Origin of the sequence: Mixta tenebrionis (assembly GCF_006517625.1) — a bacterium.
GTDB lineage: Bacteria > Pseudomonadota > Gammaproteobacteria > Enterobacterales > Enterobacteriaceae > Mixta > Mixta tenebrionis.
This window is the reverse complement of record NZ_VHQI01000007.1, coordinates 31,852-49,751: the sequence shown is the minus strand read 5'-3', so window position 1 is coordinate 49,751 and position 17,900 is coordinate 31,852. Positions and strand designations below refer to the sequence as shown.

Here is a 17,900-nt window from a genome sequence, read left to right as displayed (position 1 = left end):
AAGCGGCAGCGATGCCGCTTTTTTTATGCCGCGCTTCAGCTATCCCTGAGCGCCTGCAACGCCTCTGCGGTGAGGGTGATATTGACTTTCGTCACCTCATAATGCGCGACCGCGACAAAGGGATCTTCGCCCAGAATGGTATCCAGCCGGGCGCGATCGATATCTTTCGCCATGATCACGCCGCCGCTGCGCGGATCTTTACGGCCGGCGGCGATAAACACCTCCGCGGCGAAATAACGCTTCAGCCACGCAATATGCGCATCGTGCAGCGCTTCAACTTCTTCGATCGGACGATGGTAGCTCAGACTGATAATGTACATCAGGTTTCCTTTTTGGCCTGGGGGGGATTAGCCAGCTCGCTAAGCAAGGGCAGCAGAATGCGCACGCTGTCGCGGGTACGCGCGGTAATGCGTCCCGGCAGCCATCGATCAAGATAGTCCAGATTATCCAGTTCGGTTTGATGATGGCTGGTGCCCTGCGGGAAGTGCGGCGATACGGCGCGCTGCTGACTGCCATCTTTCTTTCCCAGCGCCCAGTTGGCGGCCTCCACCGTCAACAGTGGAAAATCCGCCCGATCGAAGGCGTTCGGCTCAGGCCCGACGGCGCTGCGCGCCGGACGCGTGGCGGCGTTAATCCCGGCGCGCCAGGCGATATTCAGCGCCCGATCGCGGGTCTGTTTGATGACCGCGGAAGCGGTATGTTCGCCGCTGTTGAAATAGAGCTTATCGCCGACGATCAGGCTATTGAGATCGATCACCAGCAGCGTATTTTTGCGCTCGGCAGGTTTCATGCGCGCGATATAATCTTCGCTGCCGTGCAGCTCGTGCTGCGAGGCGCTCAGCGCAACAAAACGCACGCCATAATGCAGCGGCCGCTTGCTTAACTGCTGCGCCAACTCCAGCATTACGCCGAGGCCGGAAGCGTTATCGTCCGCGCCCTGCAGGCGCAGACCGCCGAGGTTGTTTTCAGCTTCGGCTTCGCTAAGCGGGCGCCAGGTATCAAGATGAGCAACAACCAGAATTTCCTGCGGCGCCTTACCGGCGCGCGCGGCAATAACGGAGGTGGCGGTCAGGTTGCGCCATTGCATCTGGCCATCATTGCCGCGCCAGGGCGCTTTGGTTTTGAAATCGCGCTTATCGCTTTTGTAACCCAGGGCGAGAAACTGCTGCTGAAGATAATCGGCGGTGAGCAGTTCCGCCGGGCTGCCTGCCATACGGCCGGGGAATAAAACGGCGATGTGGCGTAACTGCTGTTCGGCGAACTGTCCGGGGGCCGGCGAATGGGCAGCGGCCGGCAGGCTGATACCGCAGCTGAGCAGCGTGGCAAGCGCAGTCAGGCGGAGTAGGGAAAACATACCAGTATCCTTAAACGTCATCCGATGACGCTGAAGAGAAAAAAATTTTGCCCCGCTAGTATGAAATTGTGATGCGTATTAGACAATTTCATTCGTTCTTAAATGCCCGGAATCTCGTTGTTTAAGCATCTTTTGTGCGAAGCTTTGCCGCGGCGTTATTCCATTCAGTAACTACTCATTCCAATTCGTAATTTCATCTGCCTGAAGCAGCAGTCGTATAGTCGCGTTAACTTTTTGTTATTCAATGTAAGGCCGACGTGGACTATCTCCCTATATTTGCCGATCTCAACGCGAAACCGGTGCTGGTGGTGGGCGGCGGCGACGTGGCGGCGCGCAAAATTGAGCTGCTGCGGCGCGCCGGCGCCGAAGTGCGCATCGCCGCGCTCGAACTCTGCGCTGAGCTGCAGGCGCTGGCGGAGAATCAGCAGGTCGCCTGGCTGGCGCGGCAGTTTGACGTTTCGCAGCTTGATGGCGTCTACCTGGCGATCGCCGCTACCGACGACAGTGAACTGAACGCCCGCATCTTTGAAGCCGCACAGCAGCGTAGGCTGCTGGTCAACGTGGTGGATGACCAGCCGAAATGCACCTTTATCTTCCCGTCGATCGTCGATCGTTCGCCGCTGGTGGTGGCGATCTCCTCCAGCGGCACCGCGCCGGTGCTGGCGCGCCTGCTGCGTGAAAAGCTGGAGGCGTTGCTGCCCGCTAATCTGGGGCAGATGGCGCAGGTAGCGGGAGCGTGGCGCGATAAGGTTAAACAGCGCTTCAGCAAGATGTCCGATCGCCGTCGCTTCTGGGAGCGCGCCTTTAACGGCCTGTTCGCCAGCCAGATGGCGGCGGGCAACGTGCAGGGCGCTAAACAAACGCTGGATGCGCAGCTAACGGAAACGGCGACGCAGCAGGGCGAAATTATTCTGGTGGGCGCCGGACCGGGCGACGCCGGGCTGCTGACGCTGCGCGCGCTACAGGTAATGCAGCAGGCGGATGTGGTGCTGTATGACCATCTGGTAAGCGACGAGATTCTCGATCTGGTTCGGCGCGACGCCGATCGCCTGTGCGTCGGCAAGCGTGCCGGCGCCCATTCGGTGGCGCAGGAAGAGACCAATCGCCTGCTGGTTGAGCTGGCGCAGCAGGGAAAACGCGTGGTGCGTCTGAAAGGAGGCGATCCCTTTATCTTCGGGCGCGGCGGCGAAGAGCTACAGGCGGCGCAGGAGGCGGGCATCTCCTTTCAGGTGGTGCCGGGCGTGACCGCCGCCGCCGGCGCCACCGCCTATGCCGGCATTCCGCTCACCCACCGCGATTACGCGCAGAGCGTGCTGTTTATTACCGGCCACTGCCGCGCCGACGGCGACGCCATTGACTGGGCCTCGCTGGCGCGCGCGCGTCAGACGCTGGCGATCTATATGGGAACGGTCAAGGCGGCGGAAATCGCTCAGCAGCTGATCGCCCACGGACGGGCGGCAACCACCCCGGCGGCGGTAATCGGGCGCGGCACGCGCCAGGATCAGCAGGTGCTGACCGGTACGCTGGCCGAACTGGAGCGGCTGGCGCAGCAGGCGCCGACGCCCGCGCTGCTGGTGATTGGCGAGGTGGTAAACCTCCACGCGCAGCTGGCCTGGTTTCAACATTCAGCGCAGCAGGCGGGACGTGACGCCGCCGTTGTGAATTTGGCTTAAGGAACAATTATGGATCAAAAACGACTGACTCACCTGCGTCAACTGGAGGCGGAAAGCATCCATATTATCCGCGAAGTGGCGGCTGAATTCAGCAACCCGGTAATGATGTACTCCATCGGCAAAGATTCCTCAGTGATGCTGCATCTGGCGCGTAAGGCGTTCTGGCCCGGCACGCTGCCGTTTCCGCTGCTGCATGTGGATACCGGCTGGAAATTCAAAGAGATGTATGCGTTCCGCGACCGCACGGTAAAAGAGATCGGCGCCGAGCTGATCGTGCACCGCAATCCGGAAGGGGTGGCGATGGGCATTAACCCCTTTGTGCACGGCAGCGCCAAACATACCGATATCATGAAAACCGAGGGGCTGAAACAGGCGCTGAATAAATATGGCTTTGACGCTGCCTTTGGCGGCGCGCGGCGCGACGAAGAGAAGTCACGCGCGAAAGAGCGTATTTACTCCTTTCGCGATCGCTTTCACCGCTGGGACCCGAAAAACCAGCGTCCTGAGCTGTGGCACAACTACAACGGCCAGATTAATAAAGGCGAAAGCATTCGCGTTTTTCCGCTCTCCAACTGGACCGAGCTCGATATCTGGCAGTACATCTTCCTGGAAAATATCGACATCGTGCCGCTTTATCTGGCGGCGGAGCGTCCGGTGCTGGAGCGCGACGGCATGCTGATGATGATCGATGATGAGCGTATCGATCTGCAGCCGGGCGAAGAGGTGGCGCCGCGCATGGTGCGCTTCCGCACCCTGGGCTGCTGGCCGCTGACCGGCGCGGTGGAATCCTCGGCGCGGACGCTGCCGGAAATTATTGAAGAGATGCTGGTTTCCACCACCAGCGAGCGACAGGGGCGCGTTATTGACCGCGACCAGGCTGGCTCAATGGAGCTGAAAAAACGTCAGGGTTATTTCTGAGGAGAGGCCGGATGAATACCGTTATTGCACAACAGATCGCCGATCAGGGCGGGGTAGAAGCCTGGCTGCATGCGCAGCAGCACAAAAGCCTGCTGCGTTTTCTTACCTGCGGCAGCGTGGACGACGGCAAAAGTACGCTGATCGGGCGATTATTGCACGATACGCGTCAGATCTATGAAGATCAGCTCTTCTCGCTGCATAATGACAGCAAGCGTCACGGCACCCAGGGCGAGAAGCTCGATCTGGCGCTGCTGGTGGATGGCCTGCAGGCGGAGCGCGAGCAGGGCATCACCATCGATGTCGCCTATCGCTACTTCTCTACCGAAAAGCGCAAATTTATTATCGCCGACACGCCGGGACATGAACAGTACACGCGCAATATGGCGACCGGCGCCTCAACCTGCGATCTGGCGATCCTGCTGATTGATGCGCGCAAGGGCGTGCTGGATCAGACGCGCCGCCACAGCTTTATCTCCACGCTGCTGGGGATTAAACATCTGGTGGTGGCGATCAATAAGATGGATCTGGTGGCGTACAGCCAGCAGCGCTTTGAGCAGATTAAGCAGGACTATTTCGATTTTGCCGCGCAGCTGCCGGGCGATCTGGATATCCGCTTTGTACCGATGTCGGCGCTGGAAGGCGACAACGTGGCGACGCAGAGCGCGGCGATGAGCTGGTACAGCGGCCCAACATTGCTGGACGTGCTGGAAACGGTAGAGGTGAACCGCGTGGTGGCAAGCCAGCCGATGCGCTTTCCGGTACAGTACGTTAACCGTCCTAATCTCGATTTTCGCGGCTATGCGGGCACGCTGGCTTCCGGCCTCCTGCGCGTCGGACAGCGCGTAAAGGCGCTGCCGTCTGGCGTGGAATCGACCGTGGCGCGTATCGTGACTTTCGATGGCGATCTGCCGGAAGCGGGAGCGGGCGAAGCGATAACCATCGTACTGAGCGATGAGATCGATATCAGCCGCGGCGATCTGCTGGTGGCGGCGGAAGAGACGCTGACCGCCGTGCAGGGCGCCTCGCTGGATGTGGTCTGGATGGCGGAGCAGGCGCTGACGCCAGGGCAGAGCTTTGACGTGAAAATCGCCGGCAAGAAAACGCGCGCGCGCGTTGAGAGCATCGACTACCAGGTCGATATCAACAACCTGACCCATAACCGTGAAGTTGAAGCGCTGCCGCTGAACGGCATCGGGCTGGTCAATATAACCTTTGATGAACCCTTAGCGATCGATCCCTATCAGCAACATCCGGTGACCGGCGGGCTGATCTTTATCGATCGTCTGACCAACGTTACCGTCGGCGCGGGCATGATCCGCCAGCCGCGGCAGGATATTGCCGGCAGCGGACGCGGTGATTTCTCCGCCTTTGAGCTGGAGCTGAACGCCCTGATCCGTCGTCACTTCCCGCACTGGGAAGCGCGCGATCTGCGTAGTCTGGAGAAATAAGATGGCGGGGCATGATGAAAATGTGGTCTGGCACGCCCATGCGGTAGCGCAGGCCGATCGCGAGCGGCAGCACGGTCACCAGGGCGCGGTGCTCTGGTTTACCGGGCTTTCCGGCTCCGGCAAATCGACGGTAGCGGGGGCGCTGGAGCAGGCGCTGCATCAGCTGGGCGTCAGCACCTACCTGCTCGACGGCGACAATGTGCGCCACGGGCTTTGCCGTGATTTAGGCTTTAGCGACGCCGATCGTCGGGAGAATATCCGCCGCGTCGGCGAGGTAGCGCGGCTGATGGTAGATGCCGGGCTGGTAGTGCTGACCGCTTTTATCTCGCCCCATCGCGCCGAGCGCCAGATGGTGCGCGAGCTGCTGGCGCCGGGCCAGTTTATCGAGGTATTTGTTGATACGCCGCTGGCCGTTTGCGAGGCGCGCGATCCCAAAGGACTGTATAAAAAAGCGCGTGCCGGCGAGCTGCCTGATTTTACCGGTATCGATGCGGATTACGAAGCGCCGGCGCGGCCGGAAATTCAGCTTGACGGCGAACAATTGGTAACAATATTAACGGCGCAACTGTTAGATCTGCTACGCGGGCGCGATATTATCAAAGCCTGAGATTGCAGCGGCGAACCGCCTGATAGCGGGCCGCTACGCGCAACAACAGGATACCTATGCATAATGTTACGCCCCTGCTGGCCGGTAAAAATGAACACCACCAGGACGATCGCGCCTGGTCGTTGCCCGGCGGCGTTATCGGTTTCGTTTCTTACTGGTGCGCCCTGGCTATTCCCTTCGTAATGTACGGTTCCAACACGCTGTTTTTTCTGCTCTATACCTGGCCTTTCTTCCTGGCGCTGCTGCCGGTTGCGGTGCTGACGGGCATCGCCTATGGGCTGCTGCTGCGCGGCCAGCTCATCTGGACGCTGCTGTTAACGCTGGCGACTGTGGTTTGTTTATTCTGGATGCTTTTCTCCTGGCTTACCGGCTGGTAACGTCCGTCATGGTTTTCTGGCGTGCGCTGCCGCTGCGCGATCGACGGCGGCTAAGCGGCGTCAACCGATGATCAAACGCGACCGCGCGTTACAAAATTTTACCCGCTGCGGCTTTTTCAGGCACCCTGGAGAGAAAGCGGCGCAATTTCGCCTGCACAGTGGAGTCCGGCGAAAAGTTATGGGATGATTGAGCCGTTTTTCAGGGGGCGGGGATGGGAAAACTGACGCTGCTGTTACTTGCATTGCTGGTCTGGCTACAGTATTCGCTGTGGCTGGGCAAGAATGGGATTCATGATTACACCCGCGTCAGCGATGACGTTGCGGTACAACAGGCGAGTAATGCCAAATTAAAAGCGCGCAACGATCAATTGTTTGCTGAAATCGACGATCTTAACGGCGGTTCCGAAGCGATTGAAGAGCGCGCGCGCAATGAGCTGGGAATGATTAGGCCCGGCGAGACTTTCTATCGCCTGGTGTCGGATCAAAATAAACGTAACGGGCAGCGGATCCTGCCGAACCAACAACGATAGCAATGACCACACTAACTGACGCCTGGCCGGATATTATCGCCGTGGTGCCCGCTGCCGGCATCGGCAGCCGTATGCAGTCCGGGCGCCCCAAGCAGTACCTGACTATTGGTCACGCCACCATTCTGGAACACAGCATCGCCAGCCTGCTGGCGCATCCGGCGATTAACCGGGTGATAGTGGCGCTCGGCCCGGATGACGACTATTTTCAACAGCTGCCGCTCGCCAGCGATAGCCGTATTGAGACGGTTACCGGCGGTAAACAGCGCGCCGATTCGGTGCTGGCTGGCCTGGCGGCGGCTGGCAACGCGGCGTGGGCGCTGGTGCATGATGCGGCCCGTCCCTGCCTGGCGGCGGAGGATTTAAACCGCCTGCTGGCCATCTGCCGACACAGCCGCGTCGGCGGCATTCTCGCCGCGCCGGTGCGCGATACCATGAAGCGCAGCGAACCGGGCAAAGATGCGATAGCCCATACCGTTGAACGCGAAGCGCTCTGGCATGCGCTGACGCCGCAGCTGTTTCCGCTGGCGCTGTTGCGCCAGTGTCTGACGCGCGCGCTGCACGAGGGCGCCACCGTTACCGATGAGGCCTCGGCGCTGGAATATTGCGGCTATCATCCCGAACTGGTAGCCGGCCGCAGCGATAATATTAAGGTCACTCGCCCGGAGGATCTGGCGCTGGCGGCGTTTTATCTCACTCAATTAAATAACAAGGAGTACGCATGATGCGTATTGGTCACGGTTTTGACGTCCATGCGTTCGGTGGCGAAGGCCCGTTGATTATTGGCGGCGTGCGGATTCCGTTCGATAAAGGTTTTATCGCCCACTCAGACGGCGACGTGGCGCTGCATGCGCTGACGGATGCGCTGTTGGGCGCTGCCGCGATGGGCGATATCGGCAAGCTGTTTCCCGATAGCGATCCCGCCTTTAAGGGCGCGGACAGCCGCGGACTGCTGCGTGAGGCGTGGCGCCGTATTCAGGCGAAAGGCTATCGCATCGGCAATGTCGACGTCACCATCATTGCCCAGGCGCCGAAGATGCTGCCGCACGTGCCGCAGATGCGCATCCATATCGCTGAAGATTTAGGCTGCCATATGGACGAGGTCAATGTAAAAGCGACTACCACGGAAAAGCTGGGCTTTACCGGGCGCGGCGAAGGCATCGCCTGCGAGGCGGTGGCGCTGCTGATTAAGGCGGAGGCGTAATGACTCTACCAGAATGGCAGTGGCTGTACGGCAGGCCGGCAATCCAGGGGCAGCTTAAGGCCAGTCCGGAAGATTTCGTGGTGATCGAAGATTTAGGCTACCAGGCCGATGGCGAAGGCGAACATCTGCTGGTGCGCCTGCGTAAAACCGGCTGCAATACCCGTTTTGTCGCGGATGCGCTGGCGAAATTCGCCGCTATTCCGCCGCGCGAGGTGAGCTTTGCCGGGATGAAAGATCGTCACGCGGTAACCGAGCAGACGTTCTGCCTGCGCCTGCCGGGCAAAGAGACGCCCGACTTCTCTACTTTTTCGCTCGCAGGCTGTGAAATTTTGCAGCAGGCGCGCCACAAGCGTAAGCTGCGCACCGGCGCGCTGGCAGGCAACGCTTTCCAGCTGGTGCTGCGTCATATCAGCGATCGCGCCGCGCTGGAAGAGCGTTTGCAACGTATTGCCAGCGGCGGCGTGCCGAACTATTTCGGCCAGCAACGCTTTGGTATTCAGGGCAACAACCTCGATCAGGCCAAACGCTGGGCGAGCGATGCCATCCGCATTCGTGAACGCAGCAAGCGCAGTTTTCTGCTCTCCGCCGCGCGCAGCGCGCTGTTCAATCAGGTGGTTAGCGATCGGCTGGCGCAGCAGGGTAGCCTGACGCAGGCGCTGCCCGGCGATGCCCTACAGCTTACCGGGCGCGGCAGCTGGTTTGTAGCGGTAGCAGAAGAACTGCCGCAGCTACAGCAGCGCATCGATAATAATGAGCTGCGCATTACCGCGCCGCTGCCTGGACGCGGGGAGTGGGGAAGCCGGGATGCGGCGCTGGAGCTGGAACAGCAGAGCCTGGCCGACGATGCGGATTTAATCGCCCTGCTGGAGCGCGAGCGCGTTGAGGCTGCCCGGCGGGCAATGTTGGTGATCCCGCGCGATATGCGCTGGAGCTGGCGTGATGACGCCACGCTGGAACTGAGCTTCTGGCTACCGGCAGGCAGCTTCGCCACCAGCATCGTGCGGGAACTTTTCGAACAGGAAGGTAACGATGCGGATATTGCTGAGTAACGATGACGGAATCCATGCGCCGGGTATTCAGGCGCTGGCGAAAGCGCTGCGCGAATTTGCCGACGTGCAGATCGTGGCGCCCGACCGTAACCGAAGCGGCGCCTCTAATTCCCTGACGCTGGAAACGCCGCTGCGCACCTTTGCCTATCCCAACGGGGACATTGCGGTCCAGATGGGCACGCCGACCGACTGTGTTTATCTCGGTGTGAATGCGCTTATGCGTCCGGGACCAGATATCGTGGTTTCAGGCATTAATGCCGGCCCTAACCTTGGCGATGACGTTATCTACTCCGGAACGGTAGCGGCGGCGATGGAAGGGCGTCATCTCGGTCTGCCGGCGCTGGCGGTATCTCTCGATGGTCAGCAGCATTATGACACCGCCGCGGCGGTGACCTGCGCCATACTGCGCGGGCTGCAGCGTGAACCGCTGCGTACCGGACGCATACTCAATATTAATGTTCCCGATCTGCCGCTTGAGCAGATTAAGGGAATTCGCGTGACCCGCTGCGGCAGCCGCCATCCCGCCGATAAAGTGATCCCGCAGCAGGACCCGCGCGGCAACACCCTTTACTGGATCGGCCCGCCGGGAGAAAAACATGACGCCGGACCGGATACCGATTTTGCCGCGGTTGATGAAGGCTACGTTTCCGTTACCGCTCTGCATGTTGACCTGACCGCGCATCCGGCGCAGGAGGTAGTCGCCGGTTGGTTAGTGAAAGCCGGAGTCGAGGCGCTATGGTAAGCAAACGCATCGAAGCTCTGTTGGAGCAGCTGCGTCAGCAGGGCATTGAGGATGAGCTGTTGCTCAAAGCGATCGGCGAGGTGCCGCGCGAGCGCTTTGTTGATGAGGCGCTGGAGCATAAGGCGTGGGAGAATATGTCGCTGCCTATCGGTTCAGGGCAGACCATTTCGCAGCCCTATATGGTGGCGAAAATGACCGCCCTGCTGGAGTTGAAGCCCGCGTCACGCGTGCTGGAGATCGGCACCGGTTCCGGCTATCAGACCGCTATTCTGGCGCATCTGGTCGATCATGTCTGTTCCGTTGAGCGTATTAAAGGGCTGCAGTGGCAGGCGAAGCGCCGCCTGAAGCAGCTTGATCTGCACAACGTTTCCACACGTCACGGCGATGGCTGGGAGGGATGGCCTGCACGCGCGCCGTTTGACGCTATTATTGTTACCGCGGCGCCGCCGGAGATCCCAACCGCCCTGATGTCGCAGCTGGATGAGGGCGGCATCATGGTGCTGCCGGTAGGAGAAGAGCTGCAGCAGCTGAAGCGTATTCGGCGTAAGGGCGGCGAATTTGTCGTCGATACCATTGAGCCGGTACGTTTTGTGCCGCTGGTAAAAGGCGATTTAGCCTGAGGCCGGCCGCGGCGAACTACGCACTTCTTCACAACTGACGCATGGCACCGCGCTTAGGTTGTTGTTAGTATCAGCCTTTTCAGCGGCCAGCAGCAGATGGTCGGGCGCAGCAGGCTGCGTCCGGAGTTTCAGAGCTCGTCACAGGTTTGTTATCACGGGGGATAAATGAGCACGGGAAGCCCACTTTTTACATTAAGCCGCATTGCGGCCGTTTCACTGGTTGGATTTTGGCTGGCGGGCTGTACTTCTGATGATAACACTCAAGCCCCGATTAGCACCGTCGGCAGCCGTGCGCCGGCAGGCAGCGGCGCCGTGCCTTCCGGCGGAATGCCGAATGGTTCAGTACCAGCCAGACCTGTATTTGCCTCAGGCGCTAACAGCAATAATGCTAATGTAATTACGCAAAACGGTCGCATTATATATAACCGCAGTTATGAGAATATTCCCAAAGGTAGCTATAGCGGTGATACTTATACAGTAAAACGCGGCGATACGCTGTTTTATATTGCCTGGATTACCGGCAATGATTTCCGCGATCTGGCGCAGCGAAATAGTATCGCAGCGCCTTATAGCCTTAACGTAGGTCAGACTTTACAAGTTGGCAACGGTTCCGGCTCGCCAATTACCGGCGGCAATGCGATTACCGTAGCCGATGCTACCCAGGGCGGCGTTCCGAATTCTCCTGGTTCTTCACAAATAAAATCTCCTACAGTTGCGCAGCAACCTGTTATTACGTATTCTGATGATTCAGGAAAATCAGGCGGGGGCAAAATGCTGCCTTCAACGGGGACAACAACTGTTGCAACGACGACAGCCCCGGTTACCGCGCCGCCGACGGTAAGCAGTACGACATCCAGTTCCACTCCGGTGGCGGGCTGGCGTTGGCCTACCGACGGTAAGATTATTGATAACTTCTCTGCCGCTGAAGGCGGTAATAAAGGTATTGATATCGCCGGTTCACGTGGACAACCTGTGGTTTCCACGGCTTCCGGACGCGTAGTGTATGCAGGTAATGCGCTGCGTGGTTACGGTAACCTGATTATCATCAAACATAATGATGACTACCTGAGCGCCTACGCCCATAACGACACGATGCTGGTCCGGGAACAACAAGAAGTTAAGGCGGGGCAGAAGATAGCTACTATGGGTAGCACCGGAACCAGTTCAGTTAGATTGCATTTTGAAATTCGTTACAAGGGGAAATCCGTCAACCCGTTGCGTTATTTACCGCAGCGATAAACGGGCAGAGCCTTGAAGTTCTGCCCAGGGATCACGGGTAGGAGCCGCTTATGAGCCAGAATACGCTGAAAGTTAACGAGTTACACGAAGACGCGGAATTCGACGAGAACGGAGCTGAGATTTTTGACGAGAAGGCTCTTGTTGAAAATGAACCTGGTGATAATGAACTGGCTGAAGAAGAGTTGTTGTCACAGGGTGCGACGCAACGCGTTTTAGATGCGACGCAGCTGTATCTCGGCGAGATTGGTTATTCACCACTGTTAACGGCAGAGGAAGAGGTGTTCTTCGCTCGCCGTGCGCTGAAAGGAGATGTACCTTCTCGCCGCCGTATGATCGAAAGTAACTTGCGACTGGTGGTGAAGATTGCTCGTCGTTACAGCAATCGTGGTCTGGCGCTATTGGACCTGATTGAAGAGGGCAACCTTGGCTTAATACGTGCCGTTGAGAAATTCGATCCGGAACGCGGGTTCCGTTTTTCAACATACGCCACGTGGTGGATTCGTCAGACGATTGAACGGGCAATTATGAACCAAACCCGTACCATTCGCCTGCCGATTCACATTGTTAAGGAGCTGAATGTTTATCTGCGCACCGCGCGTGAACTGTCGCACAAGCTCGATCATGAGCCGAGTGCGGAAGAGATCGCCGAGCAGCTGGATAAACCGGTTGATGACGTAAGCCGTATGTTGCGTCTCAACGAACGCATTACCTCAGTTGATACGCCGCTGGGCGGTGATTCTGAGAAAGCGCTGCTGGATATCTTGGCCGATGAGAAAGACAACGGTCCGGAAGACACCACCCAGGACGATGATATGAAACAGAGCATCGTCAAGTGGCTGTTTGAACTGAACGCCAAGCAGCGTGAAGTGCTGGCGCGTCGTTTCGGCCTGCTGGGCTATGAAGCGGCGACGCTTGAGGATGTGGGCCGCGAAATCGGTCTGACCCGCGAGCGTGTACGCCAGATTCAGGTTGAAGGCCTGCGTCGTCTGCGTGAAATTCTGCAGGCGCAGGGTCTGAGCATTGAAGCACTGTTCCGCGAGTAATGGTGTGAAGCCCTAAGGTGATGCGAAAAGCGGTGGCGATAAGCCACCGCTTTTTTATTGCCTGTCGATCATGGCCGCGCCGGCAAAGCTGCGCCCGAAAAGCGAAGATTCAACAAACTATCTGCTGCGCCATACGCTACTCCCTCGCTAATCCGCCGCTCAAACCACGACGCCAGGTTCGCCGGAGAAGCCGGTCATGGTTTAAACAGGCCCGCTATAGCTCGCTATTCTGCGCGGCTACAGCGGGCTGCCTACGCCAGCAGTAGTCGCCGCTCAGAGCAGCGATTTCAGCCGGTAGATCCACTCCAGCGCCTGGCGCGGCGAAAGCGTATCGGGGTCCAGCGCCTCCAGCGCTTCAACCGCCGGCGAGGTTTCCTCTACCAGCAGCGGCAGCTGCGGGCCGTCGGCATTGCCGGCCGCCGCGCTGCCGGAGAGCGCTTCCAGCTCTTTAAGTTTCTGACGCGCGCGTTTAATTACTTCCTTTGGCACTCCGGCCAGCGCGGCGACCGCCAGACCGTAACTTTTACTGGCCGCTCCTTCCTGTACGCTGTGCATAAAGGCGATGGTATCGCCGTGCTCCACCGCGTCCAGGTGCACGTTAGCGACGCCTTCCATTTTTTCCGCCAGCGTGGTCAGCTCAAAGTAGTGCGTGGCGAACAGAGTCATCGCTTTAATGCGGCTGGCGAGGCTTTCGGCGCAGGCCCAGGCCAGCGACAGGCCATCGTAGGTGGAGGTGCCGCGTCCGATCTCATCCATCAGCACCAGGCTCTGTTCGGTGGCGTTATGCAGGATATTAGCGGTTTCGGTCATTTCCACCATAAAGGTAGAGCGTCCGGAGGCGAGGTCGTCCGCCGCGCCGACGCGGGTAAAGATGCGATCGACCGGCCCGATGGTCGCCTGCTCGGCGGGCACAAAGCTGCCGATGCAGGCCAGCAGCACAATCAGCGCCGTCTGACGCATATAGGTGCTTTTACCGCCCATATTAGGCCCGGTTATTACCAGCATCCGGCGCTGCGGCGACAGCGACAGCGGATTGGCGATAAACGGCTCCTTTAATACCTGTTCAACCACCGGATGACGCCCGCCGATCAACTTCACGCCGGGCTTATCGCTTAAGGCTGGACGCGTATAGTTTAAGGTCCAGGCGCGCTCCGCCAGGTTGGTTAATACATCCAGCTCCGCCAGCGCTGCAGCGCTTTGCAGCAGCGCCTCCAGATGCGGCAGCAGCAGATCGAACAGCTCATCGTAGAGCGCCTTCTCCAGCGCCAGCGCTTTGCCCTTAGAGGTGAGCACCTTATCTTCATACTCTTTCAGCTCAGGGATAATATAGCGTTCGGCGTTCTTCAGCGTCTGGCGACGCACGTAGTGCATCGGCACCAGGTGGCTCTGCCCGCGGCTGACCTGAATGTAATAGCCATGCACCGCGTTAAAGCCAACCTTCAGCGTATCCAGCCCCAGCTTTTCACGTTCACGAATCTCCAGCCGATCGAGATAGTCGGTTGCGCCATCGGCCAGCGCGCGCCACTCATCCAGTTCGGCGTTATAACCCGGCGCGATTACGCCGCCGTCGCGTACCAGCACCGGCGGCGCCTCAATCACCGCGCGCTCCAGCAGATCGCGCAGCTCGTCAAATCGGCCCATCTGCTCGCGCAGTACGGGCAGATGTCCGGCATCGCTGTTTTCCAGCAGCGCGTGCAGTGCGGGAAGCTGCTGGAAAGCGTGACGCATACGCGCCAGATCGCGCGGGCGGGCGGTACGCAGCGCCAGACGCGCGAGAATACGCTCCAGATCGCCGACCTGACGCAGTACCGGCTGCAGCTCGCCGCTTAACTCCTGTAGCGCGGCGATGCTTTCCTGTCGCTGGGTTATTACCTTGCGATCTCTGACCGGCGTATGCAGCCAGCGTTTCAGCATGCGGCTGCCCATCGGCGTGACCGTTTTATCCAGCACTGCCGCCAGGGTGTTATCGACGCCGCCCGCCAGATTCTGGGTGATCTCCAGGTTGCGGCGTGTAGCCGCATCCATAATGATGCTGTCCTGCTGGCGCTCCATCGTCAGGGAACGGATATGGGGCAGGGAGGTACGCTGGGTATCTTTAACATATTGCAGCAGGCAGCCGGCGGCGCGCAGCGCCAGCTGCGCATTCTCAACGCCGAAGCCGTTCAGATCGCGCGTGCCGAACTGCAGGTTAAGCTGCTGGCGCGCGGTATCCAGTTCATATTCCCATAGCGGACGCCGTCGCATGCCGCGACGATTTTCAATCAGCTCCGGCGCGGCGAAATCTTCAGGATAGAGCAGTTCGGCGGGGTTGGTGCGCTGCAGCTCGGCCGCCATCGCCTCGCGATCGGCCGGCTCGGTGAGGCGGAAGCGTCCGGAGCTGATATCCAGCGTGGCGTAGCCGAAGCCGCGCGCATCCTGCCAGATGGCCGCCAGCAGGTTATCCTGCCGCTCGTTGAGCAGCGCTTCGTCGCTGATAGTGCCGGGCGTTACGATGCGTACCACTTTGCGCTCCACCGGGCCTTTGCTCTGCGCCGGATCGCCGATCTGTTCGCAGATCGCCACCGATTCGCCCAGCTGCACCAGCTTTGCCAGATAGTTTTCTACCGCATGGTAGGGCACGCCCGCCATCGGAATCGGCTCGCCGGCAGATGCGCCGCGTTTGGTGAGGGATATATCCAGCAGCTGCGAGGCGCGTTTCGCATCGTCGTAGAACAGCTCGTAGAAATCGCCCATGCGATAGAACAGCAGGATGTCAGGATGCTGCGCCTTCAGACGCAGATACTGCTGCATCATCGGCGTATGTGAATCCAGATTTTTATTCTCAATTGTCGACATAGTGTAATTAATCCATTGAATTTAAAAAATATTGTGATTTTAGTTATGTTTATTAAGTATCACATTGCCTGAGATTCAATCATTGCCTTTCGTCGCCGGCGAAACCTGAATGGCCGCTGTGGGTAAACTATCCTGCCCGCCGCCGTTGCTGAAAGCCGCCGGTTTACCCTGCCTGCTGAGTCGGAATGCCGATCCTGACGGCTGGTTAAACCAGCAGGCGAATCCGGGTGATGCGAAGCGGCCGCAATCATGGCAGCCAGCGAGCAAGATTAAAAGACGATGCTGATGAAAACCGGGGAGTTTACGGTTAACCGGCGGCGCTGCGGATATCAGAATCTTTTTCAGCGCTATACTAGCCCAGCGACTAACGGGCTGTCACAGGTAAAATCTGGAGGCCTGCCGCAAAGTTTATCTGTTGTGTGATCCTGTGGCCTGAAAGCATTTTCAGCAGATTTTCTGCTATGACGCCCGGCGGCGATGCGGACAGGAGCGGGAAAATCAAACAGGCAGCCGGCGCCAGCCGGCAAAGAAACGACAGACGCAGCCGGCGCTACGTCTGTCTGAGACAGGGACGGATGATTAATGCGCCAGACCAAAAGTATATTTAATGATAGCGGAGAGGAAGGTGAAGTCCTGGTCAGCGAAGGTCACGCCGTTAACGCCCAGATGGCTGAACAGCGGCAGCACCAGCGCCGGGAGAATACAGAGCAGCAGGCCATTAACGAAGCTGGCGATTAACGCGCCGCGCAGGCCGCCCGTCGCGTTGCCGAAGATGGCCGCGCTGCCGCCGGTAATAAAACTGGCCATAATGCCCGGAACAATGATCGGCAGACCGATAAACGGGAAGAGTGCGACGCAAAACAGCTCGGCGACAAAGCTGACGATAAAGCCGATCAGCACAGCGTTCGGAGATTTGTCAAACAGAACCATTGGATCTACCGCCGGAACAGAGCCGGGAGCCACCGCCTGCGAGAAGCCTTTGAACGCCGGTACGATCTCTTCGGTAAACATAACCACGCCTTTTTTGGCGATATACAGCCCGCCCGCGAAAGTGGCTGATTTTTCCAGCAGCCAGACGATATAAGGCTTATTCGCCAGCACCTTATTAAGAAATTCCGGTTCAGCGAAAATGGAAGAGACGCCCAGCAGGAAAAACATGGTAATAAAAGTCGCTACGTCAGGGTTTTTCAGAAAACTGAGTTTGCCGCTAACTTTTACTTCTTCTACGTTGATGGCGCGATTGCCGAACCATTTCCCCAGGTATGAACCAATAATATAGGAACTGGAGGCGGCATGAGCGATACAGTAATCATTATGGCCAATAATATTACGGCTAAAGCGTGACAGGATGGTCGGGAAAACCGCCATATATGCGCCGATAACTACCGAACCAAAAATGATGGCGAACTGTTCGCTGTAGCCCAGCCCGACCAGCGCCGCGGTAACGGAGAAAGACATAAAAACAATCAGGTGCAGTGAGAGATAAATGGATTTGAAGCGGGTGAAGCGCGCCAACAGTACGTTTATTACCATGGCGAAGAACAGAATAAACGCGGCCGGCCTGCCCAGGGTATCAATGGTTAATGCCATAATGGCTTCGTTGCTGGGCACCACGCCCTGCAGGCCGAAAGCATTAGTGAATATATCGCTGAACATGGTCAACACGCCGCCAAGAATGCCGCCGCCGGTTTTAATTAATACAAAACCGATAAAGGCAAGCAGCGTGCCTTTAATAATATCGGTAAGCGAACTTTTTTGCAGAACCAAACCCAGAAAAGCAATTAAAGCGATAATAATCGCCGGCGTACCTAATAAGTTGATAATATGATCCATATTTGCTCCCTGTTAAATTATTAATTTTATATTTAATGAAAATAAAAGGCTGCTATCGTGCCGCCTCGTTTTTATGCGGCATCAGGCACAACGATACCTGCAGCCAATAAGGCAACAGACTAATTATTCTGTTTTCACTTAAGTTATTTACTTAGTCGCTGTTATTTAAGATATGCCATACGAATGACATCCCTGGTTTGTTCTGAGGCGTTCAATATTAACAAAGGGATCTGCGTAAAATTGTGATGTAAGTAGATAAAACATGGTTTTATTTAATTTGAAATTAGTTATCTTTTTTAACAAATATTGCCGTTTTGTATTAACATAGCGCTGATTAATGGAGATTTTTTAAGTAAGGCAATGAAAAATAATATTTTTACAGGCGCGCTTTATTATCGTGACGGAAATAATTTCCCCTGTTATCAGCCAGC

The 17,900-nt window shown here is 57.8% G+C and carries 17 protein-coding genes; 13 read left to right on the top strand and 4 right to left on the bottom strand.

The window, feature by feature from the left end:
• Positions 1–35: 35 nt before the first annotated feature.
• Together FKM52_RS12625 and FKM52_RS12620 are read right to left on the bottom strand one after the other, a co-directional pair.
• The gene (locus FKM52_RS12625) at positions 36–320 is read right to left on the bottom strand and encodes a YciI family protein (RefSeq protein WP_141176533.1); all 285 of its coding nucleotides are present in this window, start codon (positions 318–320) and stop codon (positions 36–38) included.
• A complete protein-coding gene (locus tag FKM52_RS12620) occupies positions 320–1,354 on the bottom strand; it encodes an aminopeptidase (RefSeq protein WP_141176532.1) in 1,035 nt (344 codons plus the stop codon). Before FKM52_RS12620 ends, FKM52_RS12625 begins: the two co-directional genes overlap by 1 nt.
• 257 nt (positions 1,355–1,611) lie before the next feature.
• Here FKM52_RS12620 and cysG point away from each other — a divergent pair, with 257 nt between their 5' ends.
• The 13 genes from cysG (at position 1,612) to rpoS (ending at position 12,801) form a co-directional block, all read left to right on the top strand.
• Positions 1,612–3,027 carry a siroheme synthase CysG gene (gene cysG, locus FKM52_RS12615; protein WP_141176531.1) on the top strand — a complete coding sequence of 472 codons (1,416 nt, stop codon included), beginning with the start codon at positions 1,612–1,614 and terminating at the stop codon, positions 3,025–3,027.
• A 9-nt stretch (positions 3,028–3,036) separates the two neighbouring features.
• Complete coding sequence (cysD, locus tag FKM52_RS12610) at positions 3,037–3,945, top strand: sulfate adenylyltransferase subunit CysD (protein ID WP_141176530.1); 909 nt, start codon at positions 3,037–3,039, stop codon at positions 3,943–3,945.
• 11 nt (positions 3,946–3,956) lie between these two features.
• Positions 3,957–5,393, top strand: coding sequence for a sulfate adenylyltransferase subunit CysN (gene cysN / locus FKM52_RS12605; RefSeq protein WP_141176529.1), 1,437 nt, complete (start codon positions 3,957–3,959; stop codon positions 5,391–5,393).
• A 1-nt stretch (position 5,394) separates the two neighbouring features.
• A complete protein-coding gene (gene cysC, locus FKM52_RS12600) occupies positions 5,395–6,000 on the top strand; it encodes an adenylyl-sulfate kinase (RefSeq protein WP_141176528.1) in 606 nt (201 codons plus the stop codon).
• A 56-nt stretch (positions 6,001–6,056) separates the two neighbouring features.
• Positions 6,057–6,377 (top strand): DUF3561 family protein, encoded by a 321-nt coding sequence (locus tag FKM52_RS12595; protein ID WP_141176527.1) that lies wholly within the window; start codon positions 6,057–6,059, stop codon positions 6,375–6,377.
• 212 nt (positions 6,378–6,589) lie between these two features.
• A complete protein-coding gene (gene ftsB / locus FKM52_RS12590; protein ID WP_141176526.1) occupies positions 6,590–6,907 on the top strand; it encodes a cell division protein FtsB in 318 nt (105 codons plus the stop codon).
• 2 nt (positions 6,908–6,909) lie between these two features.
• Complete coding sequence (gene ispD / locus FKM52_RS12585; RefSeq protein ID WP_141176525.1) at positions 6,910–7,629, top strand: 2-C-methyl-D-erythritol 4-phosphate cytidylyltransferase; 720 nt, start codon at positions 6,910–6,912, stop codon at positions 7,627–7,629.
• A complete protein-coding gene (gene ispF, locus FKM52_RS12580; protein ID WP_141176743.1) occupies positions 7,629–8,108 on the top strand; it encodes a 2-C-methyl-D-erythritol 2,4-cyclodiphosphate synthase in 480 nt (159 codons plus the stop codon). The genes ispD and ispF overlap by 1 nt, the downstream gene beginning before the upstream one ends.
• Complete coding sequence (truD, locus tag FKM52_RS12575; protein ID WP_141176524.1) at positions 8,108–9,157, top strand: tRNA pseudouridine(13) synthase TruD; 1,050 nt, start codon at positions 8,108–8,110, stop codon at positions 9,155–9,157. Before ispF ends, truD begins: the two co-directional genes overlap by 1 nt.
• The gene (gene surE, locus FKM52_RS12570) at positions 9,138–9,899 is read left to right on the top strand and encodes a 5'/3'-nucleotidase SurE (protein WP_141176523.1); all 762 of its coding nucleotides are present in this window, start codon (positions 9,138–9,140) and stop codon (positions 9,897–9,899) included. The genes truD and surE overlap by 20 nt, the downstream gene beginning before the upstream one ends.
• Positions 9,893–10,519 (top strand): protein-L-isoaspartate(D-aspartate) O-methyltransferase, encoded by a 627-nt coding sequence (locus FKM52_RS12565; protein ID WP_141176522.1) that lies wholly within the window; start codon positions 9,893–9,895, stop codon positions 10,517–10,519. The genes surE and FKM52_RS12565 overlap by 7 nt, the downstream gene beginning before the upstream one ends.
• A gap of 165 nt (positions 10,520–10,684) precedes the next feature.
• Positions 10,685–11,758 carry a murein hydrolase activator NlpD gene (nlpD, locus tag FKM52_RS12560; protein ID WP_141176521.1) on the top strand — a complete coding sequence of 358 codons (1,074 nt, stop codon included), beginning with the start codon at positions 10,685–10,687 and terminating at the stop codon, positions 11,756–11,758.
• 50 nt (positions 11,759–11,808) lie between these two features.
• Positions 11,809–12,801, top strand: a complete 993-nt coding sequence (rpoS, locus tag FKM52_RS12555; protein WP_141176520.1) for an RNA polymerase sigma factor RpoS — start codon at positions 11,809–11,811, stop codon at positions 12,799–12,801.
• A 273-nt stretch (positions 12,802–13,074) separates the two neighbouring features.
• Here the strand turns inward: rpoS and mutS are convergent, their stop codons facing one another.
• Positions 13,075–15,636: a DNA mismatch repair protein MutS gene (gene mutS / locus FKM52_RS12550; RefSeq protein ID WP_141176519.1), complete on the bottom strand. Its 2,562-nt coding sequence runs from the start codon at positions 15,634–15,636 to the stop codon at positions 13,075–13,077.
• 579 nt (positions 15,637–16,215) lie between these two features.
• Positions 16,216–17,469, bottom strand: a complete 1,254-nt coding sequence (locus FKM52_RS12545) for a PTS ascorbate transporter subunit IIC (RefSeq protein ID WP_141176518.1) — start codon at positions 17,467–17,469, stop codon at positions 16,216–16,218.
• Positions 17,470–17,900: the final 431 nt, after the last annotated feature.